Here is a 23,552-nt window from a genome sequence, read left to right as displayed (position 1 = left end):
TTTAAGGGAATTAGGAATTGACTTGTTTTTGAAGCATCTGATGTTCTTCAATACTTCTGCGTTTTTCGATGGCCTCATGAGCGAGGCTCACAATTGGTGTAGGTTCCATCTTACTCAGATCACTCTGACGATTTAGTATGACCTGATCAAAGGCGGCCTTAAATTCATCGGCAGTGCCAGAGATATGATTTTCAGATAGGCTAATGACATCTGCCATCACCTTTTTAGCAGATTTTACATCATTCGATGAGGCAAGGGGATAAGCATTGTAATAATACTCTGTATCGATCTGATTGCTGATCACGTAACCATTGAAAGGCGTTTCAACATTAGCGTCTTTCCAACCGACATTTTTATTCCATAGTAAATTTAATCCTCCGGCTATCGCTACGGAAAATGAATCGACGTATTGCGTCCAGCTACCGTTGAAGTTGCTGAAAAACAGCATATAACCATACTTCAATTCTTCTTTGGGTTGATCGGCACTTAACTTGGGGAATTCAAAATCCCGAAGAATTACCCACCGGGCATAATGTATGAGTGAGAGCGTTTCAAGTCCTGAAAAGGAGCGCGCCTGAAAGGCTTTTAAGCCTGCCAGCCAGAAAATAAATCGATTTAACCAGGTAACGCCATTTTTCAGTAGAATGAAACCGACCACCAGTAACAATATTCCAAAAACGCCATACAGGATTACTGTTCCCAGGTTTACTTGTGTGACGAATAGTAACAAAAAGGACACCACACTTGTCGTCAGCAAAATCAAAGGACTCAGTGAGGTGGTAATGCCTATCCATCTAGTCAGACCTAGTCCTAAACAGGCCAATCCAACTAATAAAAACAATATCCCCAGGGGCCAAAAAGAGATCAACGAAATGGACAAGCCGGTGAAGTATCCCAATGCCTTGGCAGAAAGGAGGATCCCTGGAAAAAAGAATAAAAGGAGCCAACTCGTTTTCACATAAATCGGCGTGATGAGGTTCATGGCATATGCCTTGCCAGCAATATTTGACATGGTGAGTGGTTGGTTTAAGGCGCTACTTGTCAATCATTGGATTGAATAGCTGATGTATCTAAGTTAGGTTGTAGTTTAAAAAGTGCCTTATTGTAATCTAATTACAATAAAATGAATTATGCACACCGCATTGAAAGTAATTTCAAATGACGGCAATATGTACATAGCATCAAGCTTTACTAAATATCTGAAAAAAAGTGATGGGAGTCAAAATTTCTCAGGATCTTTTTCTATTGGCCGTATTTTCATAGTTGGCCAAGACAGTGATGTTGAGCAAAGGATATCCGCTTGGTGCTTATTGTTATCGGATTTTCCAGAGATGTTCTAATAATAGGAGGGATGACTCTTTTTTCAGCTGTTTACAAACGAAAAAACCCCGGGCTTTTGGCCCAGGGTCTTCAATCTTTTAGTAGTTGGTCTGATTACTCAGCGACTACATTCAATGTGATCTCTTTATGCACCTCTTTGTGAAGGTCAAGGGTCGCTTTGTGCTCACCAACCTCCTTGATAGGAGCTGCAAATGAAATTTTCTTACGATCTACAGAAAAGCCTTTAGCAGAAAGGCCATCAGAAACCTGCAATGCAGTGATTGCACCAAAGATCTTTCCACTGTCTCCAGCTTTTGTTTTGATCTCCAATACCAAATCACCCATTTTGTCAGCGATTTCCTGAGCATCTTTCAATGCTTTCTCAGCTTTGTGTGCCGCTTGTCGGATGTTTTCCTCGATCATTTTACGGTTAGAAGTGCTGGCGATGATCGCCATGCCCTGAGGGATCAGGTAGTTTCTACCGTAACCGGGCTTCACAGAAACAATGTCATTTTTGTATCCAAGCCCTTTGATATCTTCTCTCAAAATAATGTCCATGTCGTGCTTACTTTAGAGAGTCTGTAACATAAGGAAGCAACGCCAGGTGACGTGCTCTTTTTACTGCTTGAGCTACTTTTCTCTGATACTTCAGGCTGGTACCTGTGATACGACGAGGAAGAATCTTTCCTTGCTCATTCACAAACTTCAGCAAAAAGTCAGCGTCTTTGTAGTCGATGTATTTGATGCCATTCTTCTTGAATCGGCAATACTTCTTACGCTTCTGTTCCCTGTTAATGGGTTCGTTTTGTAATGTCATGATTTAGCCTCCTCTTTTTTGTCTTTTCTAAATGCACCTTTTCTGCGTCTCTCATTGTACACTACTGCATGCTTATCAAGCGCGGTAGTCAGGAATCTCATGATCGCTTCGTCGCGACGATACTCCGTTTCAAGGGAAGCTACAACTGTTGGTTCTGCATCAAATTCAATGAGGTGGTAAAAACCAGTGGTCTTGTGCTGGATATTGTAAGCCAGCTTTTTCAAGCCCCAATTCTCGCTGTTGACGATTTTCGCGCCACTTGTCTCGAGAATTCCTTTGAATTTTTCAACAGTATCCTTCATCTGAGCTTCAGATAAAACGGGATTTAAAATGAATACTGTCTCGTAATTATTGGTCATAATTATTCAATTAGGCCTATTTCGAAAAATAGAAGCGCAAAAGTAATCGATAAAACAATAATTACGACGATTGCTTTCAATAAAAACTACGAAATGAGCGTACTTATCAGTTTCCATGTCGTTTTTTGGTTATACCAAAGGCAAAGAAGCGTTCGTTTATGGCTTATGAAAATATCATTTGACCTGGATGATACACTGATTCCATCTGAAGGGGCGAATTTTCCTACGATGAAAAGAAATCTCTGGCTGTTGCTGTTAAAAGTAGAGCCTATAAGAGGAGGGAGTGTTAGATTGATTAAACAGTTGAAGTCCGAAGGTCATGAAGTCGGAATTTACACCACTTCATATCGGTCCAGATTTCAAATATGGCTACAATTCTTGATGTATGGTTTGTCCATATCCTTTATCATCAATGAAAACCTAAATCGTCAAACATTAAGTAACCTCCAGAATTCGGCTTCTAAGTATCCACCTGCCTTTGAGATTGATCTCCATGTTGATGATTCTCCGGGAGTGGGTATAGAAGGAGAGCGCTTTGGTTTTAATACGATCATCGTAGATAAGCAGGATTTGGAGTGGGTTTCCACTGTTTTATTCCAAATAAGGTCTTTTCAGCTTTCCGATCAATAATAATTCGTATCGAGATTTTCAGCACTTCTGTCGAGTAGCATAGATCGTTCGACGAGAATAGCCGATGATAGATAGGAGGGTGTGCTAACCTTGCTTCGAGTTTGAGATTTTAACAGAAGCAGTGAGCGCATTCAGTTGAGGAGCTGAATTTTAGTTGTGTGTTCTAAACCGCCCTCCCCGGGCGGTTTTTTTATGCCTGAAAGTTTTGATTCAAACTTTTAAGCATCGAGGCGACCTCTTGATAAAATTCAACTTAACAAACAATTTTTAAATCGTGAGAAGGTACAGTTCAATCGAGCAATTGGGTACGTTGAGCGAGAATACAAACAACTGACTGGTAGTAAATCTAAGCTTGCCACTGAATTTAATTAGACAAAATCAATCAAGAATGAAAAAATCTATACTCGTCGCTTTTACGATGTTTCTGATAACAGCAACAACGGTAGCACAAAAAGTCGAAAATCCCTGGTTTGGGACCTTCAATGTTTCCGCCAATATGTACGATGGTGCTTTTGGAACCGAGATTTTTAAGTTAGGAAAAAGCTCCCAAGGATATCAAGGAGGATTTGGATATACGATCATTCCATCTTTGGCAGTGGTGGGACATGTGGGCTGGAACAAAGTCAACCTGACCGATGGCAAACCAATGAATGTCAGAGATGAATTTTGGGAAGCTGATCTATCACTGGAATACAACTTCAATAATGGATATATACTTCCAGTAGATGCTAAATGGCAGCCATTTTTGACGTTGGGTATCGGATCTGCTGGTCAGAACGATAAGAGTTTTTTAACTGTTCCATTCGGAGGTGGTGTACGTTATATGGTATCTGATCAGCTGGATTTGAACCTGTCGAGCGTGTATAAGTTTGTTGATGCCAACGGGTATCAGTTTTTACAGAATTCACTGGGTATCGTTTACACTTTCGGGAAGGCTTCCAGTAGTGCCCCAGTTGTCGCACAGGTACAAGATAATGATGGTGATGGCGTACCTAACAACGAGGACTTATGTCCAAATGTGGCAGGATCAAGAGGAACAGATGGCTGTCCTGATGTGGATGGTGATGGAGTCGCAGACGCAGATGACAAATGTCCGAATGTTGCTGGTGCCAGCGCGTTGGGTGGTTGCCCGGATTCAGATGGTGATGGAGTCATTGATGGAGATGATGCATGTCCTCAAGTAGCAGGATCTGTCAATGGTTGCCCGGATGCGGATAATGATGGTATTATCGATTCGGTGGACAAATGTCCAAATGAAGCTGGAACTATTGCGACAAAAGGCTGTCCTGATGCAGATAGTGATGGTGTCGTAGATGGAGACGACCATTGTCCAAATGAAGCAGGTGAAGTTTCCTTACACGGCTGTCCTGAGGCTGATGAACAGACCAAAGAAGTATTGGCTTTAGCATTGGAAGGCGTGAAGTTCCAGTCTGGTAGATCCGTTATCCTAAATAGCTCTTTACTTGTTTTGGATAAAGTAGTAGAAGTATTGAACCTGCATCCAGGATACCGATTGAAAATTTCGGGATACACCGATAGCAGTGGAAACGCTGATAGTAACCTGAAGTTATCAGATGACAGGGCTCATGCAGTAGAGCAATATCTCATTGATAAAGGCATTGCTGCGAATCGCTTAGAGGCCAAAGGTTTTGGTATTGAGAATCCGATTGCCAGCAATGATACGAGAGAGGGCAGGGCCAAGAACAGAAGAGTGGAATTTGAGATCGTTTATTGATTAGAGAAGAGATTAGTTGTAAAAACTAAGTTTTGGTTGTATGTATTAAACCGTCCTCCCCGGGCGGTTTTTTTATGCCCCTTAGTGATGTGTCTTTTTGGTTCTAAATTGCTATTCACAATAGTAGGTCTCAATTGGGAATAAGGTTTCAGGTTCCATATCATAATTTGAAACTTTTGTTTTTTTGCTTCTTCACGGAGTTAATTCATTTTAGTTGATCAAAACTTCTTTCAATCGATCAAATCTTAATTGTTGTCTATTGATATTTCATTCTGATTACCAAAGTCTGACGCTACTGTTTTTCGTTCTCAATGAATTGATTTTTTCAATCATTCTTATCAGAAAAGGAATCAAAGAGGGCATTGCTTCAGATCGTTGGTTAGGCTTGCTCATTTTGCTCTGTGCCCTATATATGACACCATGGATGCTAGGAAAAGCTGGTTGGTACGCTGAACCGGGATATCGTGAGTTTCTCTTGTTTATTCCATTCCATCAATACTTTTTGTTTGGTCCTGTCATGTACTTTTTTACGAGAAAACTTACCGGTGATCGGATTAAGCTAGGGGAAAGGATATGGATACATTTTATTCCCGCAGGACTTTACTTGCTTTATTCGATCTGTGTGATAATTACAGATTTGATTATCCTTGATGAGTATTACTTCTATAGAGACGGAACAGATAAGGACTTTGAGCCATGGTATCAAATCACTGGCCTCGTTTCCATGATCATTTATGCCATTCTTTCTATCGCGAAGTATTCGAATTTTAGACAGAGCATCTATCAAACGGTCAGCTTTGCTGACGCCATAAGGCTTCGCTGGCTCAAAAACTTTCTAGTATCCTTGGTTCTGATCATCACTTTTAGAGGATTATTTGTGGTTATTTTCCCTGAGATGGGAGACTGGGGCATCAAATGGTGGTATTATCTCATTTTCGGCCTTATTTCCTATTACTTGGGTATTTCAGGGCTAATGAGCTCCGTCCGTCTGTCAATCTATGAGATCAAGGGGCTCTCTCACTCAACCGTCGAAAAGGTCAAGACAGGCCCAGACTCGGAGACCATGGATCTTATATTTCAAAAGGTCAACTATTTATTTGAAGAATCGAAGCTCTATAAAGATCCTGGTCTTTCGCTACATCAGGTAGCGAAGGCGGTTGAATCCAATACCTCTATACTCTCACGAGTCATCAACGAAAAGGCTCAAATGAATTTCAATGATTTTGTGAATGCTTATCGAGTTGCTTCAGTGAAAGCATCTCTCGTAGATGGGGAACTGAATTACAAAACGTTGGTTGGAGTTGCCATGGACCATGGATTCAATTCTAAATCAACATTTATCAGATCCTTCAAAAAGAGTGAAGGGAAAACCCCTTCCGAATACTACAAATCAATCAATAAGATCAACAGTTCAGGGAAATAGGTGTCAAATCATAATTGTGAACTCATGGGATTTTATGGGGACATGAATTCAGAAGTAATTAGCAATTATGAAAAAGACGATCACGCTACTATTTACAGTTTTTGGGATTTGGCGGCTTTATGCCCAAAACGATCAACAGGTTGTATTCAAGGACAGTCAATTGGAATATGCCATTCGGTCTTATATGGATTGGCCGACCGGCGACATTACAAAAGGTGATATGTTAGAACTCACCAGGCTCGTTGCAATCAATAGGGAGGTTAAGCACCTTGATGGTCTGGAGTACGCTGCTAACTTAAGAGAGCTATATCTCAACAATAACATGATTGAAGATCTTTCACCTCTTTCCAGTTTAACCAAGCTAGAAAATCTTAGCTTAAGTGGAAACATGATCGAAGATGTTGCACCATTGTCTGAGCTTATCCTGCTGAAAAAGCTCATGATGGACCGTAATAAGATTACTGATATTACACCTTTAAACAAGTTGATAAACCTTGAAGGCATTTCCTTTAATTTCAACCAGATCTCTGATATATCTGTAACAAGTAATTGGAAGCAACTCACCCATTTTAACATGGCATTTAACAAGCTGGAGGATTTGAACCCTTTGGCAGCATTAACAGATATCTACGGTATATGGATTCCTGAAAACAACGTTTCCGATATAGGGATGCTAAAAAACATGAAGAATATTCATGTCTTGATTCTTGGAAATAATCCGGTTGAGAACATTCAAGTCTTGTCCGGTTTGCATGAGTTGGTTCAGCTAAATCTGATGAAAACACAGGTGCGTGATTTTAGCTCGATTGCCGAATTAAAGAACGTAGGAGTCCTGGTTCTTAGAGGTAATGAAATTTCAAATCTGGATTTTTTGAAAGAGATGAACGGAGTAGAATGGCTGGATCTTAGAGATAACCGAATAAGGGATATTGCTCCAATTGCGAATCTTTCACGATTAAGAAAACTCTTCCTTTCCGGGAATGAGATCAAATCAATTACATCCTTGTCAATCCTGGAAAACCTGCTTTGGATTCACTTAAGTCATCAAGGTATAAACTTATGGCCCTTAAACAATCGAAAAATTCTGTCTGATCTTACTTTTCAGTCCGAGTATAAGATTGATCATGGTTTTAAAGATTCCAACAAATTAGTTTGTCAAAAGCTACAACAAAGTGGAACTACTATATCAGTCATGGATATGGTTAATACCTCAATATTTAGTCAATTCCCAAGTAAAATCGAATAGTCTAAGTTAGACCTGCTCGATGCGGAGCGTCAACCTGCTGATTAACGTCACTTTGGCAATTAGCATATGACCAATAAGGGGGTATGAAGAGTGGTGGAGTAGGCTGTGTAACTGGGGTCTCTGAAGTTTATAATGGTTTCCTGATTGGTCCATCCGAACATTTAGAAAGCTCATCGAGTGTTTTTGCCTGTCTATCCAATAGCCTGACGCCTCGTAGGATATCAAGATATCATTGCCTCAACTATAATGCTGAATAGCAGTAAGTTTTAGTTAGGTGTAAAATGTGTGTGGAAACTGTCAAATGGCAGTTTCCCTTTTTTTGGTCCAGCCTGATGAAACGTTAAAATCAGGGGCATCAACCGAATTTTGAGAAGATTCGTTTTATTTTACATCTGAAATAAACACAACAAAGCATGAAAGGCATTTTCTTCTCCATGTTTCTTTTAGTTTCCATCGTATCCTCTGCTCAATCGCCACACATCCAATCACTCAAGTCCATTATCCCGGATAGTACAGATTTACTGTCTTCGAGGTATTTACAATTAGGTGATCAATCCGTATTGCAATTGAAACAACCTGAGATTAAGCTTTCAGATGATTTCTATACCATTCTGCAAGCCCCTAATGTTGATCAGCGTTACACCACAGGAAGCCTGTTGATCAAAAAGCCGGAATTAATCCCTGAAATGCCCGTTGCGCCGGTAGATCCATTCAATGAGTTTTATCTATTGAATTTAGATCCTGTGTTTGTTCCAGCGAAGGAGGAGTAGATTGTCTCGATCATTTTTGCGATACCATACTCCCAGAGAATATTAAAGAAGCTTCCGCTATGGTCGGTCCCGGCGGGGAACCGCTAGATTTTTGGCCACTTTTCATCAATGGAAAAAGAATGAGTACATTGATGAATAACCATTTACATCTAATCATTAAACGTTCTAAGAAGCATCAAATGCAGGATCATAAATCATCACTAAGCTCTAAAAAACCCAATCACTCTCCTGAAATCCCACATCCTAAGTTGGTGTCACACCAAAGCCGAAATTTCCTTTTCCCGGTCTATTTCTGATTTTAGCTCATTCACCGTTTTGGTAAGCTCATCCAGCTTGTCATGAAGTCTGGCATTTTCCTCAGCCACAAAGTCCTTGATGTGCTCTTCTTCTTCCTGTAGATCTTTTAGAGAGACCTCATTCATGGTATTCACCACAATTGCGATGAAGATATTGAGGGTTGTGTACGTGGCAATCAATATGAATACTACGAAATAGATGGCCGAAAAAGGTACACCATCCATGATGGGACGAGCGATAGCGGAGGACCAGCTTTCGAGGGTCATAATCTGGAAAAGCGTGAAGACAGCAGTGCCCAAATCTCCAAAATATTCGGGATATCCCCCTCCGAACATGTTTACCCCAATCACAGCAAAGATGTAGTAGACAATCGCCAACAAGACCACAATCCAACTGATGCTAGGCACAGATTGTAACAGCGATTCAATGATCAACCGCAATCGAGGTAGGCTCTTGAGTAATCGGAGGGTTCTTACGATTCGCAAAGTCCTGAAGATGGAGAATGACCCGGCAGCCGGAGCAATGGACATGGCCACAATGAAGAAATCAAACAAATTCCAGGGATCCTTTACGAATTTGGTGCGGTACAAAAGGATTTTCAAAGCAATTTCAACCACAAACAAGACGAGAATAATCGAATCGAAAAGATCTATCCAATATCCAAATCGGTCCATTACTGAAGGAATAGTTTCCAGTCCGATCAGAATAGAATTGAGAATGATGAGCCAAACGATGAAGTTTTGGACGTTCGGGTGTTCTATGAATTGCACAGATCTACTTAGGCGCGAATCGTGACTTTTTTGCATGCTTTCCAGACGAGTTTTAAACCGCGTATTCACAGAAACCATGCCAGGACCCATAAAGTTTGCTTTAAATAAATTATTGGAAGTATAAAAGTCCCTTATGGAAAAGGAATTAGTGGGGAAATATGTTACTTAATTGTATTTTGTGCATAGTATATGACTAAAGTACTTATAGAGGTGTTTTTTGAACAGGAAACAACTTGCCGCCGCTTATGAATAAGATCTGTATTGTCATAATTTTTGCCATGACGCTGTTTCCGCTATGGATGCAGGCGCAGGCCATCCATTGCCTGGAGGAGGAGCCCTTGAGTGAACAGGAGCGTAAGGTGCTGGCCCGAGAACTAAGGGCCTGGCGTCAGCACAAGCATGTTGCTTCCAGACAAGCGTTGACGGATTATTCCATTCCTCTGGTTTTTCATGTATTAAGCTCCGGCGTAGGACAGGGGGCCGTTGAGCAGGCCGTTAGTGGATTGAATCTTGCTTTTGCCAATGCCGGACAATTCAACAACGACTGGGGAGCTGACACCCAGCTTCGCTTTGAACTGGCTTGTGAGTCCCCGGATGGAGGGCTTACTTACGGAGTAAACTTCATTAATTCCGCATTTAAGATCGTCGATATCGACCTGGAGCACCAGGATTTGGTCAATACCATCAAATGGGATGCGGGGAGATATCTGAACGTTTGGGTTGTAGATGAAATATCAGGAGAAGCATTGGCGGATTACAAAGGATCGTCCTGGTGGACACGATTAGGTATTGGCGGCTACGCGTCGGGTGATGGGATCGTTATCACAAGCCTGGATGTTTCCCTGATTGCTCACGAGATCGGTCATTATTTTGGTTTACTGCATACCTGGCAAGGCAGGGATTGTAAAAATGATGACTGTTTGGCAGATGGTGATCTGGTATGTGACACGCCTCCGGATATGAGTGTTTTCGATTCTTGCGAAGACAATTCCTGTAATACAGATACCCTGTCCAATTTCAGCAACAATACTTTTTTCTCAGATACCCTGGACATGGGAACCAATTTCATGGATTATGGGAATGCGGGATGCAGCTTGGACTTTAGCCTGGGGCAGGCAGAACGGATGCAATTCACGATAGAGTCAGGCTATCCCACATTGCCTTATGAGTTGAGAGCTGAAAGTCCATGTACATCCACTTGTGATGATCGATCGGTTCAGATTGAAATAGAAGAAGAATACCCGGTGGTGGGATCTACCCTCAATTTTTCCGGTGTTGCCACTGGTACAGTCACGAATTATGAATGGTATCTGGCACCATCGATAGGTACCTGGACCGGAGATGTTACCGGAGACCTTATTGGCACCACGGCAGATATATCTACTACCATTGCAACCGAGGGATATTACACGTTGTTTTTGCGTGCCTGGGATGTAGCGGATGAAACTTGTGTTGCCACTACATCGGTGAATATCAGGGTAACGTGCGGAGTGGTAGCCCGGTTTTCTCCGGACAAAAGGATCATTGCATCCAAACAACCCCATGCATTGTTCACCGATTCTGTATTTTTCCTGAACAGATCGGACGGGGCCACTGATTTCGAATGGCTCATTACACATGAAAACAACGATCCTTCGGGCACGAATTTGCCCAATGATACCCTTTCAGAGGAGAACCTCACTTACTACTTCAGAGAACCTGGCCGATACAGCATTACCTTGACCGCTTCAGAAGGAGGCTGCCAGGATGTAAGGGGACCTTTTATACTACAAGTTGACGATCCGACCATGGACATTTTTTCCGTGATTTCGGATGTTCATTGCATTGATTCAGAATCGTGGGCAATTGATTTCACCGTATTCAATGAGGGTTATGACACGACAAATGCTATTGTGCCGATTGCCATATTTGACGCCAATCCGGTCACTGACCCGTCTGCTAATTATCTTGGTGGTGGTCCATTGAATCGGGTGGTTTTTGGCCGTGATGATGAAGTAGAGATATCCTATGTACTGGATCGCGACCTGACGGGCCTCGATGAAATTTTTTTAGCACTCAATGCTGTAGGTACCGTGCCCCTGTTGTTCCCTCCGGGAGATTTGAACAAGCTCAGTACCGAGACCATTTTTCCTGAGACGGGATTTTCGGAACTCAACTATGATAACAATGTCTCGAGCTTTGTTATAGATGATGAAACAGAATTTCAAGAGACGCTGAATGTTTGTAAGGGTCAACTTCAAACTCTCCTTTATGGGGAATTAGTCAGTTCCTCCCTTTGTTGGGATTCGATCATTTGGAATTCCAATCTGCAAGGAGCGTTAGGTACTGGTGAGGCCATTGATTACGCAACGGAAGAAGATGATCAACTCGAGATCACCTTAGTGGCCACTTCAGGCGTACGAGAAACAGGGACCATCAATGTATTCACTCAAATTCCTGAATACTCCGTCGACACGGTTTTTAGAATTGTCCGTGGAAATGATGTACCAATCATCTTTAACGCACAAGGAGAATACGATTATGAATGGTCTCCACAGGATGGCATAGATGATCCTTTTAGCGGTTCCGTTATCGCAGGTCCGCTTGAAAATACCTTGTATTCAGTAACGATCACGGATGAGTTTGGCTGTCAGACAATACAGCAAATTCGAGTTTGGGTGGAAACTACGGCCCACATTCCTGATCTGTTTACCCCCAATAGAGATGGAAATAATGATCGTCTGTTGATTTATGACTTGCTGCAGGTCCGGAGCGTTTTATTCCGCATTGTCAACAAAGAAGGCTCCACGGTGTACTCTTCCACGAGCGCCGATGAATTGATCAGGAGTGGTTGGGATGGGGATGAAAACGGAGCGCCACAACCCTCTGGAGCTTATTTCTGGACGGTGGAAGGCACTTATGAAGATGGTAGGCCCATCCGGTTCAATCAGTCACAGTCCAATTCGGGCATTATACATCTGGTTCGATGAGCAAGCGAAGGACCTTAATCACCTTAGCCTGTTTAATTACGATGTGGTCTGTACAGGCGCAGTACACCCAGTACTCGCTCTACCGATTTGCGGAACCTAGAGTCAACCCCGCTAATTTGGGGTTGACCAATTATGCCAGTTTGGGAGCACTTTATAGATCGCAGCAAAGTCAACCTGGCGTTCAAATCAATTCTGCCTATATACAGGCATCATATCCGTTTTTACGTCGAAAAGGAACCTGGTCTGCCGTTGGAGTAGAAGCTGCCAGTGATCGGGAAGGAACAGGAGGTATCTTTCAGACCAATCAGCTTGGGGTTCAATATGGATATCATATTCACTTGAGCAAATACAAACGACTGGCTCTGGGAGCAAGTGCGCATTATTTCTCAAGACAAATTGATGTTAGCGAGTTGACGACCGGGAGTCAATTCTTGCCGGGCATAGGTTTTGATCCGGGTATGGCGCAGGGAGAAGGTTTTCAGGATTTTAATACCAATTATCTGTCTTTTGGTGGAGGTGTTAAATACATGGAAGTAGACAAAAGAACGATGCCCAAAACTTATTTTGGGGCAGCGTTATTTCATTTGAATCGGCCTAGAGAGGATTTTATTCAACAGCAGGACCCATTGCCCATCAATATCACCGGGGAAATCGGACAGCAGATCATGCAGCGAAAGTACTCGCGTGTTTATCTCGAAGCGTTGATATGGCAGGTTCAAAGCAATACCAGCCTGAATGCTGGCCTGGTGACCTGGATTGACTTACGGAAATACGATAATCGTTTGAGGGGTCAAAGCCTGAATATCTTCCTGAAATACCTAATGGAAGAAGGAGCGATGGTAGGATTTCAATGGGATAATCAGGTGTTTTCACTAGGATTAAGCTATGATGTACCCTTGCTGGCCAACGCAGCACATCAGGGAGCATTTGAAGTAGGGTTGAAAGTACGGCAGCCAGTTAAAGCCAAATCCAAGAAGAAAAAACGTAAAAAGAATCAACCCACGAGTCGTAGGTTTACTCGTCCGGTCCGCCGGACCAATCCCAATGAAGATGAAGACGAGTTATCGATTGCCAGAAGGAGGGAAGAGCCGGTGGTGCCGATGGATTCTGTTCAAGTGGTGGAAACCGATTCCATTGCCGATGAAGAACCAAGGGATGTCCTTATTATTCATTTTGGGTTTGAGTTTGGGGATACAGAGCCCATTATCGAAGATGAATACGTTTTTGATCAGGTGATGGATCGTATGGAGGAAGATTCTGAATTGACCATCGAGATTGTTGGCCACACGGATGATGTAGGTCCAACACGATTCAATCAACGCCTATCCGTTTTGAGAGCTCAGGCCATCTATGATATCCTATTCGAATTAGGAGCTGATCCCGATCGCATGGAGTTCCTGGGCAAAGGAGAAGAAGAACCATTGGTGCCAAATGACACAGATGAAAATCGCGCTGAAAACAGGCGGGTAGAGATTGTGTTTGAACATCCGGAAAGCCAATAGACGTTTGGTAGCATTTGAATTGCTGCCAGATCTTTCGCTTGTCCTCGTTTTATTAACGAGGACACTTGAATTGTCGCGTTTCCGAACGCGTTCAAACTTCTGTTTTAAATGTCTTAGAAGGTATTACTTCCAAGCTTAGATGACCATGCTAAACTTCTTTAAACCAGTCTCGGACCTCTTCTATCTAAAAGACGAGGATAATACTCCAGGAATTTTTGTTTAAAATGATCAAAACTCAAAATCCTGGCCCCTTCAAATTGAAATAAGAAATCTATTTGAGCAGGGAGGTCTTCTTGACGGATTTTACCTTTTGGAAGTGTTGTTTTATTGGTTATTTTAGGACTACTGACTCCATGCTCTTTTTGTTGCTGCGCCCGAGCCATCGCTTCCTGATACCTTGCTCTGGAACCTGGTTTCGATTGATAGGAGGATGGAGAAGGAGGGGCAGGAGAGGCGACGACATTTTCTTGTAATCGCGCTTCGATTGTCTTTTTCAATTCATAAGTTTCACTCCTGATCTTTCCCTGTACGGACAAAAAAGTCCTTATCAATACATCTAAAAATACAGCACTTCCCTTACCCTCAGGCATCGTGACGATGATGTGTCCTTCATCAAGGTTTCGGTAGAGTAACCAGAATGGAAGCTTTCCTAATGAAATACTCCGTGGAATGATTTGCTTGAGTTCTTTACGGCTGTATGGCATGCTACTCGTATCTCCGATAAATTGACTTGCAAGCAATCTGTCTTGGCGGAGCTTAGATTCCCAATAATCCAGATGTTCCTTATTCAATCCTTCATTGCTCTTTTCCAGGAAAGATACTTCAAGAAGGCCCTCTGTGTATTTCTTTGCAGCTTTCACATACTGCGTGTATAGGCCCCTAAATGGTCTGTTGAGCACTTGTTCACTCTCCACTTTATCGATCAAAACGGCTTTAAAGTTGCTAGATGCATTGGATAATGATTCACAGACAAAATCAGAAAATGTTGTAACCTTCTGTTTATTCTTCCACCTTCTTTCCCAATAGGCCGCATCTATCAATTCGGTATCTCTATGGATGACATGTCGTACTCTTTGCTGGTAGACCAACACCAATACTTGACAACTGTCATGGTACAATTCTTCCAGTTTGGTAGCAACAGGTAATGCATTTTTGTCATATTGAAAACAGAACAAACTCCTTTCTATTCGCTCATCGTCAGGTTTTTTGAAGGTCATTGATGTATGCGAATGAGTCATGAACTCTGTCTCCTGCCATACGTCCATAGCAAAAGATTTGATGGAAGTAGTCCCTGAAACCTCATGCGTCGGTAGTTCTTTCAGGAAATTGATCAGATCCTCTTCAAAAGAGATGGAAGCTCTTGGCAGACCATCCTCACAGTGTTGGTCGATCAATGTTTTGTAGCGAGAGTAGCTACACAATTTGACAGGGATCTTTTGGGTCATTATCAATGAAACAAACTACGGATTAGTTTTATGATGGTTATTCTGATCCGTTCCCCTTTGACTTAATTCCTAAGATATTCCTGATAAGTTAATCCCCAGTTGAGATTATTGTTGTTGTTAGGAAGGCCATCGTCAGATAAAAGTGAATTTCGATCTATAGAATTTCGGTTCCATAACCAAGCCATAACCGAGATGTCCTTTTTATCAGCGACTTCCAGGAATGCACCTACTTCCATTAAGTCGCCAACATTCACTACACCAATTTCTCCGAAAATAATGGGGATAGAAGCGGCTTGTATCGCATCAAGCCGATTACCGATGCTTGTAACATCTGAGTTGATCAGCCACTTTTCGTAGGCATGTAGATCGAATAACAAATTATAACGACCTGCCTTCAAATTAGTGGCTTCTTCAATCAAGGCGTCTTCTGATTGCCCTTGTTCATTTCCTGGTACCACAATGATATTGGTGAATCCTTCTACAGATCTCAGGTTATCGATCATGTCTTCCATGTCCGCCAACCATCGCCCATGAGTATAGCCATTTTCATTATTCCAGTGATACGGCTCATTCCAAACCTCCAGCCAAACGTCGTGTTGACCGGCAAAGTGTTCAGCAATAGCTTTCATACGTGTAGAATAAGCTTCATAGAATCCTTGTTGTCGTGGATTAAGACCTGTAAACTTTTGTTGATTTCCATTTTCATCGACCCAGCCAAATGGACAAAGAATAGTCACCCTACCATTGGCTCGATGTTGATCCACGATTTGCTGTAACGGATGATACCAGGCACCATCGGAAGCCTGGATCGCTCCACCTTCGATGGGCTGTTCTCGAAGATTTCCGATGAATTCTCTTACGATCTCGATGTTCCATTGATCCATCAGGTCAGAATCGTCCAGGCCAAAAGTTTGCAAAGCATTGACGCCCTTGAAGGAAATGGGTTGTCCTTGAAAAAGGATGTCTGCACTTGCTATTCCATAAGGAGTTGTTGGAAGATCCGGGATATCTGCTTTTTCAATAATAGGCTCATCTCCCGAAGAACAATTCGTCAACAGGACCATCGCCGCCATTACTAGAGGTAGAAATAATTGTCGTACGAATAGATAGTTTTCAGATTCTGACATTTTCGAATGCTTCTCCATACATCGTTTTCAATGTGATGCGAGATAGCATATATCTATTTGACCTGAGGCTTGTTTTCGATCAATGACCGTTTATGAATGGGAATTCGCAAACAATCCCATGAAAACGGACTTCTGCTTGTCCTCGTTTTACTAACGAGGACACCTGAATTGTCGCGTTTCCGAACGCGTTAAAGCTTCTGTTTTAAAATTCGAAAGCGTGTTTAGTTTCAACCAATTACTTACAACACCACCTTCGCATCGAAGCTGCTGTTCAGGACTTTACCATTTCTTTTCATTTGAATCCAGATCCGATAATCGCCTTCCTGTGGAAATGCATAGGGGAAAGTAACGGTAGCACCATGTTCTTCATGTTCTCCTAGACCCGTGTGCTCCATGCCTTGCATCAGGATATCCGTGCGTTCTGCTTCGCTAAGCAGTGCTAACTGTGTAACCACTTGATTAACACTGTCATAAAAGACATCTGCTTCTTGTCCGATCACTGGATTGGGCGTGTCTTCGGCAATGCGGTCTTCGATGATCTGCTGGGAGGCCATCGAATAATTGCCTACCGGGTGCAAATGCACATAAACACCACCTTCTTTACGGAAAACCACGGCGTGCCCCATCATACCCATGTATGGTTCCAATTCTGCCGGATTGCCTTCCGGATCATTGATGGCGAAAGTGAGCGGATACACTTTCCCAGCAATAAACGACTGATTCGGCTGATATTCGAAAACGGCTGTTGAACCATCTAGCAGAGGTGTTTCCACACCGGGCTTACCGCAAATCAATATGTCTGAAGGAAGGTTGTCATCCGCTTCCTGATCTACAGCAGTAGACACAATATAAGTATCATCTGGATCATACCAGGTGCTGTCCTGTGTGATCGGTTCCTCGGCAATCAAGGCAGGAATATCCAGCGTGTCAGAAATCGTTTCTGTGTAGCCATTTCTTCGAACGATATCCCCAAAGACATAATATCTTCCTTCAGGAACTTCTGGTAATTCGACCTTGAAGGTCAATGGATCTACTCGCTTAGGATGCAAGTGTGCAAATACATCGAGCGTGCCTTCTTTGATGATGAACATGTGCATCAGTTTGCCATGATCCGGTACCATATATTTCATTGGTAGTCGGTTCCGGTTTTTGATCGATAAGCTGTCGACCTGAAATGTCATGATCCTGCTACCATTTTCTTGCTCTATCCACGTGTTGGCCAGCGGAGGTCGATACATCCATCTTTTATAGGAAGCACTTTCACTGTCCCACCAGCTCTTACCTCCATACAAGATCAGGACCATAAATGCTGTAGCCACGATGCCTCCGATCAATTTCTTTCTTTTCAGGTTTTCACCTTCCTGGCCGGGTTCAACAATCCCCAATCCTACAGACGAACTTATGATGGTGACCATTAAGATTACCAGGAAAATTCCTAACCCAGCTAATGTCCATCCGAGGCTGGCATCCATTTCTTTCTGTGCGGTAGCTGAGGCCATGATCGGAACTACGGCTTCTCCGCTTCCTTTCTCGCCATCTACGTACACAGCGATACTGGCTGTGCCACTACTCATGAACCAAACGATGCCCTCAAATTGTCCAGGTACTCCCGGAACCGGATTCATGGGATCAGATTTGGGAGAGCCTTCATCACCTACACCCCAATAGATAGGTTTGACCTGGATATTGGTGATATCAGGATCGGATGCGTAGATAGAGATTTCGGCAATGCCAGGAATTACGTCAGGAGGGTTCACGCTGACCAGGATAGAATAAGGTCCTGCAGTTCCTTCAAAGACTACTCCAGGGCTTCCTACATGACTTTGCGTGATTGGAAGACCTAGAAATAAGATCGACAGAAACAGCAGAAAGGACTTTTTATACGATATAATGTTGCTCACTATAATTGACTTTGAGACGCAGGAAGTATTTTCCAATGAGTTTTAAATGTTTTTATCGGATGGCCACTTCATGATAAAACATCACGGTAGTCACCCTTTCTAAAAGTAGTAGACCTGATTCAGGTGCGATAATTAATAAATCCCTATCGCTGCACCTTAGTCATCCATTTACCCCAAACCAATCCGACTCGGGCTGAGAACAAGCCTACGACACACGCAATGGCGATTCCCTTGACCAGGTCCAGGCCTGAATGTAGGCGCCAGGGCATGAAATCAAAACGATACTGCCAATCGGGACTGCTCCCGAAATACCAGGATTCTGTTCCAAAGAACCAGTTTCTGGCACCTTCTGACATGAGAAAGGTGCCGAAAGGCCATTGCACAGCCAAGAGTAATAAAGTGAAAGTAACAGACAACATCGCAGCTAGAGCCCACTTATTGATGTGACCAAATTTGTTCAGGACCAGATCGATGAATAAGCAAGGTGCGATCAATAGCAGGGGAAATTCAAATGCCTGATAAGTAGAAATATGATTGCGGATTGGACCCAGTAGTGGCTCTGCCGGAAATAGTGGCAGGATCCAAACCATGCTTCCAAGCATCAGGGAATAAACAATTGCGGTCCAGGTGGCTGCCCACTTCAGTTTGGAAGCCCGGGCTACGGCTACTAAATAAACAGGAAAGACACCTGCGGCTACTTGATAAAATAGGCTATGGTGCATGTCGTGGCGGCCCAGATATTCTGAACTCAGCGTGAACAGTGTAACTAACAATAACCCAGATGCAATGATGAACAACAACTTTTGAACTTTGGATGCACCTACCAGAGAATTTTGCTGTGAAAGCGTGCTGACTACTGCACCTAATTGAATGGACATAATGCCCAATGCTAAAACAGTATGGGGAGGAGACAGGATCTGAACATCTAGTCCATAAGTATTGTGCCACCAATCGTCGAAGGGAGCGGAAGTAAGCATGGCAAAAGCCCCCCAGATGCAAAACATGGTTCCAAGCGAACCATAAAAGATGCCCCAGAACCTGACCGATGCACTTTTTTCTTCACCAGTGCCCCAGAAAGAGATTTTCAATACTTTGAATCCGGAGAATACACCTGCAATGACCGCCCCCAGGTAAATGGCCAGATGAGGGGGAGAAAGTAAGCCGTCTCTACCGATGCTGGTATGCCAGGATATGTCCCAGATTAGTCCAATAATGATGCTCAGTGAAGCAAAAACTGACGCATAAACATAAGTAGGTGTTCGTTCGAAAGCGATCGCTGGTTGGCGAAGCGTGCTTTCATGAGCAAGTGGTTGTTCTAATGCAATTGTTGAAGCCATCCTTAAATATAGATCGTAATCTAATTTTATTAATGCTTTGTCAGTGAGTTGTTGGCTTTTGTTACTGAATCGGGATGCAGGATGGCTAAAACGGATTTAGTGTTACAAGAAAATGGCATGTAAATAAGGTCCTAACATAGCGCTAAAATCATATTGGCACCTAAGTTGCAATTGGTATACATGAACAGAGTGAAAATCACTCCAAAATGGTAATCAATACCATTAATAGGGGTTTTATCAAAAGACGAGAGGTTGATATGTTAAAAAAATATAGCAAATATCAATTTCCGTGGTGTACAACTCCGAACAAAACCATTAAATGACCGAACAAATGAAACAATTACTCATTTCCATGCTCACTGTATTTTCCTTTTATTTTAGTCATGCACAACTTGAGAAAAGCAACTCACTCCTTGAAGGTAGTTTTAATATTTCGGGGAATTCCCGCACGGAAGACTTCCGAACGTTTGGAGGAATAGGTGAATTTGAAAACCGTGGCAATTTTATATTCATCGCTCCACGGGTTGGCTGGTTTACGACGAATAATTCCTTATTTGGAGTTGGGTTGGTCTATCAGAGCAATACCAACAAGAGCTTCAGCTTTACGAACGGTACACGGACCAGTACATTCATCACTCGTAATAATTTGTTTGCGATCAATCCATATTACAGGAAATTCAGTCAATTGACAGATAAACTTTACCTAACCACCACTGTAGATGCTGCTATTGGTTTTGGCAAAGAAAAGAATGATAACGATGGCCAGGATATTGAATCAAATATATTCAATGCCAGTCTGACCGTTTCTCCGGGATTGACCTACTTTATTTCAGATAAATGGGCAATTCAGACTTCTGTCGGCCAATTGTTTTACCAGTTTAGACAGAGCACACTTCAAACCGATCTTGGCCAGCAGGGGGATCCAAAGAATGAGTCCAATAACTACGGTGTTTCCTTAAACTTAAATACCTTCAGGATTGGCCTGCAATATTTCTTATCCAGAAAAGCTGGTTAAACTAAACAAAGCGATCATGATTGTCTCCAAAATGATGATCATGATCGTTTGTCATATGGTATTTGGTTTATTCCTTTGATAAGGTGAATAAATTTACGTAATTCAAATTTCGGAATTCCGTAACTAGCTTAGACCAGATATCATGAGACGCACTATTTTGGCAATATCCATTCTTTGGAGTTCATTCCATGGATTTGCCCTGGACCTGCCCAACGGTCTCTCTCAAAAATCAGATTCACTTATCCGATACATTGCATCAAACCCTTCTTCACAGGATGTAATGGCCTGGCTTTCTGGGTATTTATTTAATCCTGAATTCGATTTGATGATCAGGAAAAAGAAAGAAGAGTTGAGTGGGAATGATGAGCAATCTGACTATCGAATATGCATGCGATTGGGGGTGTTGAACTTATGGTCGGAGAGAGGGAATGAGTCATTCAAATATTTTACAAAGGCGCTTTATATCGCCGAAAAATTTGAGAATTCAGAAGATCTGGCGGAAGCCAGTTTTATGGTAGCACACCTGATTCGATTTGGCGTTTCGGACCTTTCTCTAAATGATCACCTGCAGACCGTTATCAATATTTATCAAGAAAGTTTGAATCCTCGACATCAGGCCAAAGCGTTTTTAGCACAGGCCTATATGGAAGAAGATCCTGAGGCCCGAGTTAAACTAGCTGATCAGGGATTGGCATTAATTAACGTGGAGAAGGCAAAAACGGATAGCCTGGAGGCCAGGGTGTTGACAAACCTGTTAAATATGAAAGCCCATTATGTACCAGCTAAAGAAGCTTTTCCGATGTTTTTGCAGGCGGTGGAATTGGCTGAAAAATACAACGATCCATACATGGCAGCCATGATCTACAATAACATAGGATATTATTGCTTTGCTGTGCCTGGAGATAAAAAGACGGCAATCACCTGGTTTGTCAAAGGCTTAAATAAGTCGGTAGAAACGGGTATCAAAGGGTTTGCGAAAAACGCAACCCACAATATCCACTTTTGCTATCGTCTGTTGGGGCAATTCGAGGAAGCCCTGGCTTTTTACACGAGTTTTACGGTATTGGGTAGTCAAATCCTGAGTGAAAATTATGTGACAGAACTGGCTGAGATTCGGGTGGGACATGACCTGGACAAAGTGGAATTGCAAAATTCCTTGTTGGCGGCAGAGAAGAATGCGCAAAGAGCACAATTAATTGGATTGGTGATTTTGTCCTTATTATTGATGGGGGTAGTCGGGATAATTTTTTACAGTCGTCGTAAGGTTAATAAATCTAATCAGGAACTACGCCAGCTGAACAGCATCAAGTCTCGTTTTTTTGCCAATATTTCCCATGAACTAAAAACACCTTTAACCCTGATCAAAGCACCGGTAGAAACCTTACTCGATCACGGTGATGTGCATTTGAATACAAAAGTTCGGGAAACCCTCTCCACCGTGAAAAGTAATACGGCCCATCTCCAATCCCTTATCGAAGAAATCCTGGACCTGACGAAGCTGGAAGCTGGAAAGATGCAAATGCACCCGGTTCCTACCAATTTGTATGAAAACCTGGAAGCATGGCTTTATTCATTTAAAGATCAGGCATTGATTAAGGACATTGCCCTTACCCTTGATTATAAGCCCGACCGCAACCTCAGTTTGATGCTGGATGATAAAATGTTTGGAAAAGTGATCCAGAACCTGCTTTCCAATGCATTGAAATATACCAGAGAAGGAGGAAGGGTTGATCTGGAGGTAGAATTTAGTGAAAACAATTTGATGATTCGTGTAACTGATACAGGCGTTGGTATCAGCAAACTTGATATTCCTCTCGTCTTTGATCGATATTTTCAGTCTTCACAAGGTAAGAAAGCCGAAGGTGGAACGGGAATTGGCCTGGCGCTCGTAAAGGAGTTAGTGGATCTTCATAGAGGTACTATTGAGGTGGATAGTGAGCTAATGGTAGGCTCAACGTTCCGTGTGACCATGCCCATCGAGATTGCGAAGGATCAGCCGGATATACAAGTCTTACCAAAACCGGAGGAAAACATCAAGCGCGTAATCAAGGAAATGGAAGAAACCGTAGGTGACTATGCACGAAAGTTTGATCTGGATAAACCCAAACTGATGTTGGTGGAAGATCACACGCAAATGCGTTCTTTTATCAGGGAGTTACTGAGTCCTTACTTTACCGTCATCGAGGCTGAAAATGGACGGATCGCCTCCAGGAAATTGACCAAGAATCCTGTAGACCTGATCATTTCAGATATCATGATGCCTGAAATGGATGGCCTGGAATTGCTGGAAGAAGTCAAACAACGACCTGCTTTGCGTTTTACCTCTGTCATTATGCTAACTGCCCGCAATGATGAAGAAGGAAAACTGAATGCCTTAACACTCGGGATTGATGACTACATCACTAAGCCTTTTAACCATGCTGAGTTGATTGCCAGAGTAAGAAATATCCTCGAAAACCGAATTAAACTGATCTATGACCTCAACTTGTTGGATCCTACCGTGAACATCACGACCAATGAGGAGAAAGTGAAAGAGGATTTCAAGACGAAGTTTCTGCTTTCTGACAGAGAGGCCGATGTACTTTGGTTACTTTCCAAGCGATACAGTAATGTGGAGATTTCAGAGGCATTGTTTGTTTCTGTGAACACAGTCAAGTTCCATATCCGCAATATTTTCAGCAAGCTAGAGATCAAAAATCGGTCGGAAATCGGGGCGAAAATCGAAGAAGCACTCACCTGAGAAATTCATCTACTGTTTGCTTTTGACGGATCATTTATTGTATTAAATCAAGAAATTTTAGACTTTTTACAGAAAACTACCCCTAAAGGATAGGTGATAGGTAGGTTATGGCCTGTTAACTACTCTTTTCGGATAGGCTAAGAAATGGG

General features: G+C 42.5%; 18 protein-coding genes. 9 read left to right on the top strand and 9 right to left on the bottom strand.

Features of this window, described 5'->3' with window-relative positions; genetic code table 11:
- Nucleotides 1-10: 10 nt before the first annotated feature.
- The 4 genes from R8G66_02450 to rpsF all read right to left on the bottom strand — a co-directional run bounded on the left by R8G66_02450 (nucleotide 11) and on the right by rpsF (nucleotide 2,499).
- Nucleotides 11-1,012 (bottom strand): hypothetical protein, encoded by a 1,002-nt coding sequence (locus tag R8G66_02450; GenBank protein ID MDW3191188.1) that lies wholly within the window; start codon nucleotides 1,010-1,012, stop codon nucleotides 11-13.
- Nucleotides 1,013-1,434: 422 nt separating this feature from the next.
- A complete protein-coding gene (rplI, locus tag R8G66_02445) occupies nucleotides 1,435-1,878 on the bottom strand; it encodes a 50S ribosomal protein L9 (GenBank protein MDW3191187.1) in 444 nt (147 codons plus the stop codon).
- A 7-nt stretch (nucleotides 1,879-1,885) separates the two neighbouring features.
- A complete protein-coding gene (rpsR, locus tag R8G66_02440; GenBank protein MDW3191186.1) occupies nucleotides 1,886-2,137 on the bottom strand; it encodes a 30S ribosomal protein S18 in 252 nt (83 codons plus the stop codon).
- Nucleotides 2,134-2,499 carry a 30S ribosomal protein S6 gene (gene rpsF, locus R8G66_02435; protein MDW3191185.1) on the bottom strand — a complete coding sequence of 122 codons (366 nt, stop codon included), beginning with the start codon at nucleotides 2,497-2,499 and terminating at the stop codon, nucleotides 2,134-2,136. Before rpsF ends, rpsR begins: the two co-directional genes overlap by 4 nt.
- A gap of 162 nt (nucleotides 2,500-2,661) precedes the next feature.
- Here rpsF and R8G66_02430 point away from each other — a divergent pair, with 162 nt between their 5' ends.
- From R8G66_02430 to R8G66_02410, 5 genes are all read left to right on the top strand, one after another.
- Nucleotides 2,662-3,126, top strand: a complete 465-nt coding sequence (locus tag R8G66_02430) for an HAD family hydrolase (protein ID MDW3191184.1) — start codon at nucleotides 2,662-2,664, stop codon at nucleotides 3,124-3,126.
- 388 nt (nucleotides 3,127-3,514) lie between these two features.
- Nucleotides 3,515-4,861: an OmpA family protein gene (locus R8G66_02425; GenBank protein MDW3191183.1), complete on the top strand. Its 1,347-nt coding sequence runs from the start codon at nucleotides 3,515-3,517 to the stop codon at nucleotides 4,859-4,861.
- Nucleotides 4,862-5,120: 259 nt separating this feature from the next.
- Complete coding sequence (locus tag R8G66_02420; protein ID MDW3191182.1) at nucleotides 5,121-6,284, top strand: helix-turn-helix domain-containing protein; 1,164 nt, start codon at nucleotides 5,121-5,123, stop codon at nucleotides 6,282-6,284.
- A gap of 67 nt (nucleotides 6,285-6,351) precedes the next feature.
- Nucleotides 6,352-7,530 (top strand): leucine-rich repeat domain-containing protein, encoded by a 1,179-nt coding sequence (locus R8G66_02415; protein MDW3191181.1) that lies wholly within the window; start codon nucleotides 6,352-6,354, stop codon nucleotides 7,528-7,530.
- 413 nt (nucleotides 7,531-7,943) lie between these two features.
- Nucleotides 7,944-8,300, top strand: a complete 357-nt coding sequence (locus tag R8G66_02410; GenBank protein MDW3191180.1) for a hypothetical protein — start codon at nucleotides 7,944-7,946, stop codon at nucleotides 8,298-8,300.
- A 254-nt stretch (nucleotides 8,301-8,554) separates the two neighbouring features.
- On the opposite strand, the gene R8G66_02405 is transcribed toward R8G66_02410, so the two are convergent.
- Nucleotides 8,555-9,403 (bottom strand): ion transporter, encoded by an 849-nt coding sequence (locus R8G66_02405; GenBank protein MDW3191179.1) that lies wholly within the window; start codon nucleotides 9,401-9,403, stop codon nucleotides 8,555-8,557.
- Between the two features lie 209 nt (nucleotides 9,404-9,612).
- Between R8G66_02405 and R8G66_02400 the strand changes: the two genes are divergently transcribed.
- A complete protein-coding gene (locus tag R8G66_02400; protein MDW3191178.1) occupies nucleotides 9,613-12,336 on the top strand; it encodes a gliding motility-associated C-terminal domain-containing protein in 2,724 nt (907 codons plus the stop codon).
- Nucleotides 12,333-13,838: a PorP/SprF family type IX secretion system membrane protein gene (locus tag R8G66_02395; protein ID MDW3191177.1), complete on the top strand. Its 1,506-nt coding sequence runs from the start codon at nucleotides 12,333-12,335 to the stop codon at nucleotides 13,836-13,838. The genes R8G66_02400 and R8G66_02395 overlap by 4 nt, the downstream gene beginning before the upstream one ends.
- 158 nt (nucleotides 13,839-13,996) lie before the next feature.
- On the opposite strand, the gene R8G66_02390 is transcribed toward R8G66_02395, so the two are convergent.
- The 4 genes from R8G66_02390 to R8G66_02375 form a co-directional block, all read right to left on the bottom strand.
- Nucleotides 13,997-15,283: a hypothetical protein gene (locus R8G66_02390; protein MDW3191176.1), complete on the bottom strand. Its 1,287-nt coding sequence runs from the start codon at nucleotides 15,281-15,283 to the stop codon at nucleotides 13,997-13,999.
- A 62-nt stretch (nucleotides 15,284-15,345) separates the two neighbouring features.
- Nucleotides 15,346-16,410, bottom strand: a complete 1,065-nt coding sequence (locus tag R8G66_02385) for a glycoside hydrolase (GenBank protein MDW3191175.1) — start codon at nucleotides 16,408-16,410, stop codon at nucleotides 15,346-15,348.
- 239 nt (nucleotides 16,411-16,649) lie between these two features.
- On the bottom strand, nucleotides 16,650-18,311 hold the full coding sequence (locus R8G66_02380) for a hypothetical protein (protein MDW3191174.1): 1,662 nt from the start codon (nucleotides 18,309-18,311) through the stop codon (nucleotides 16,650-16,652).
- Nucleotides 18,312-18,454: 143 nt separating this feature from the next.
- Nucleotides 18,455-19,648, bottom strand: coding sequence for a hypothetical protein (locus R8G66_02375; GenBank protein MDW3191173.1), 1,194 nt, complete (start codon nucleotides 19,646-19,648; stop codon nucleotides 18,455-18,457).
- Between the two features lie 331 nt (nucleotides 19,649-19,979).
- Between R8G66_02375 and R8G66_02370 the strand changes: the two genes are divergently transcribed.
- Together R8G66_02370 and R8G66_02365 are read left to right on the top strand one after the other, a co-directional pair.
- On the top strand, nucleotides 19,980-20,663 hold the full coding sequence (locus R8G66_02370) for a hypothetical protein (GenBank protein ID MDW3191172.1): 684 nt from the start codon (nucleotides 19,980-19,982) through the stop codon (nucleotides 20,661-20,663).
- A gap of 142 nt (nucleotides 20,664-20,805) precedes the next feature.
- Nucleotides 20,806-23,403, top strand: coding sequence for a response regulator (locus R8G66_02365; GenBank protein MDW3191171.1), 2,598 nt, complete (start codon nucleotides 20,806-20,808; stop codon nucleotides 23,401-23,403).
- The last annotated feature ends 149 nt before the right edge of the window (nucleotides 23,404-23,552 follow it).

The sequence above is a fragment of the Cytophagales bacterium genome, assembly GCA_033344775.1.
Taxonomy (GTDB): domain Bacteria; phylum Bacteroidota; class Bacteroidia; order Cytophagales; family Cyclobacteriaceae; genus JAWPMT01.
The sequence above is the reverse complement of the archived record's forward strand: the minus strand, read 5'-3'. Positions and strand labels throughout refer to the sequence as shown.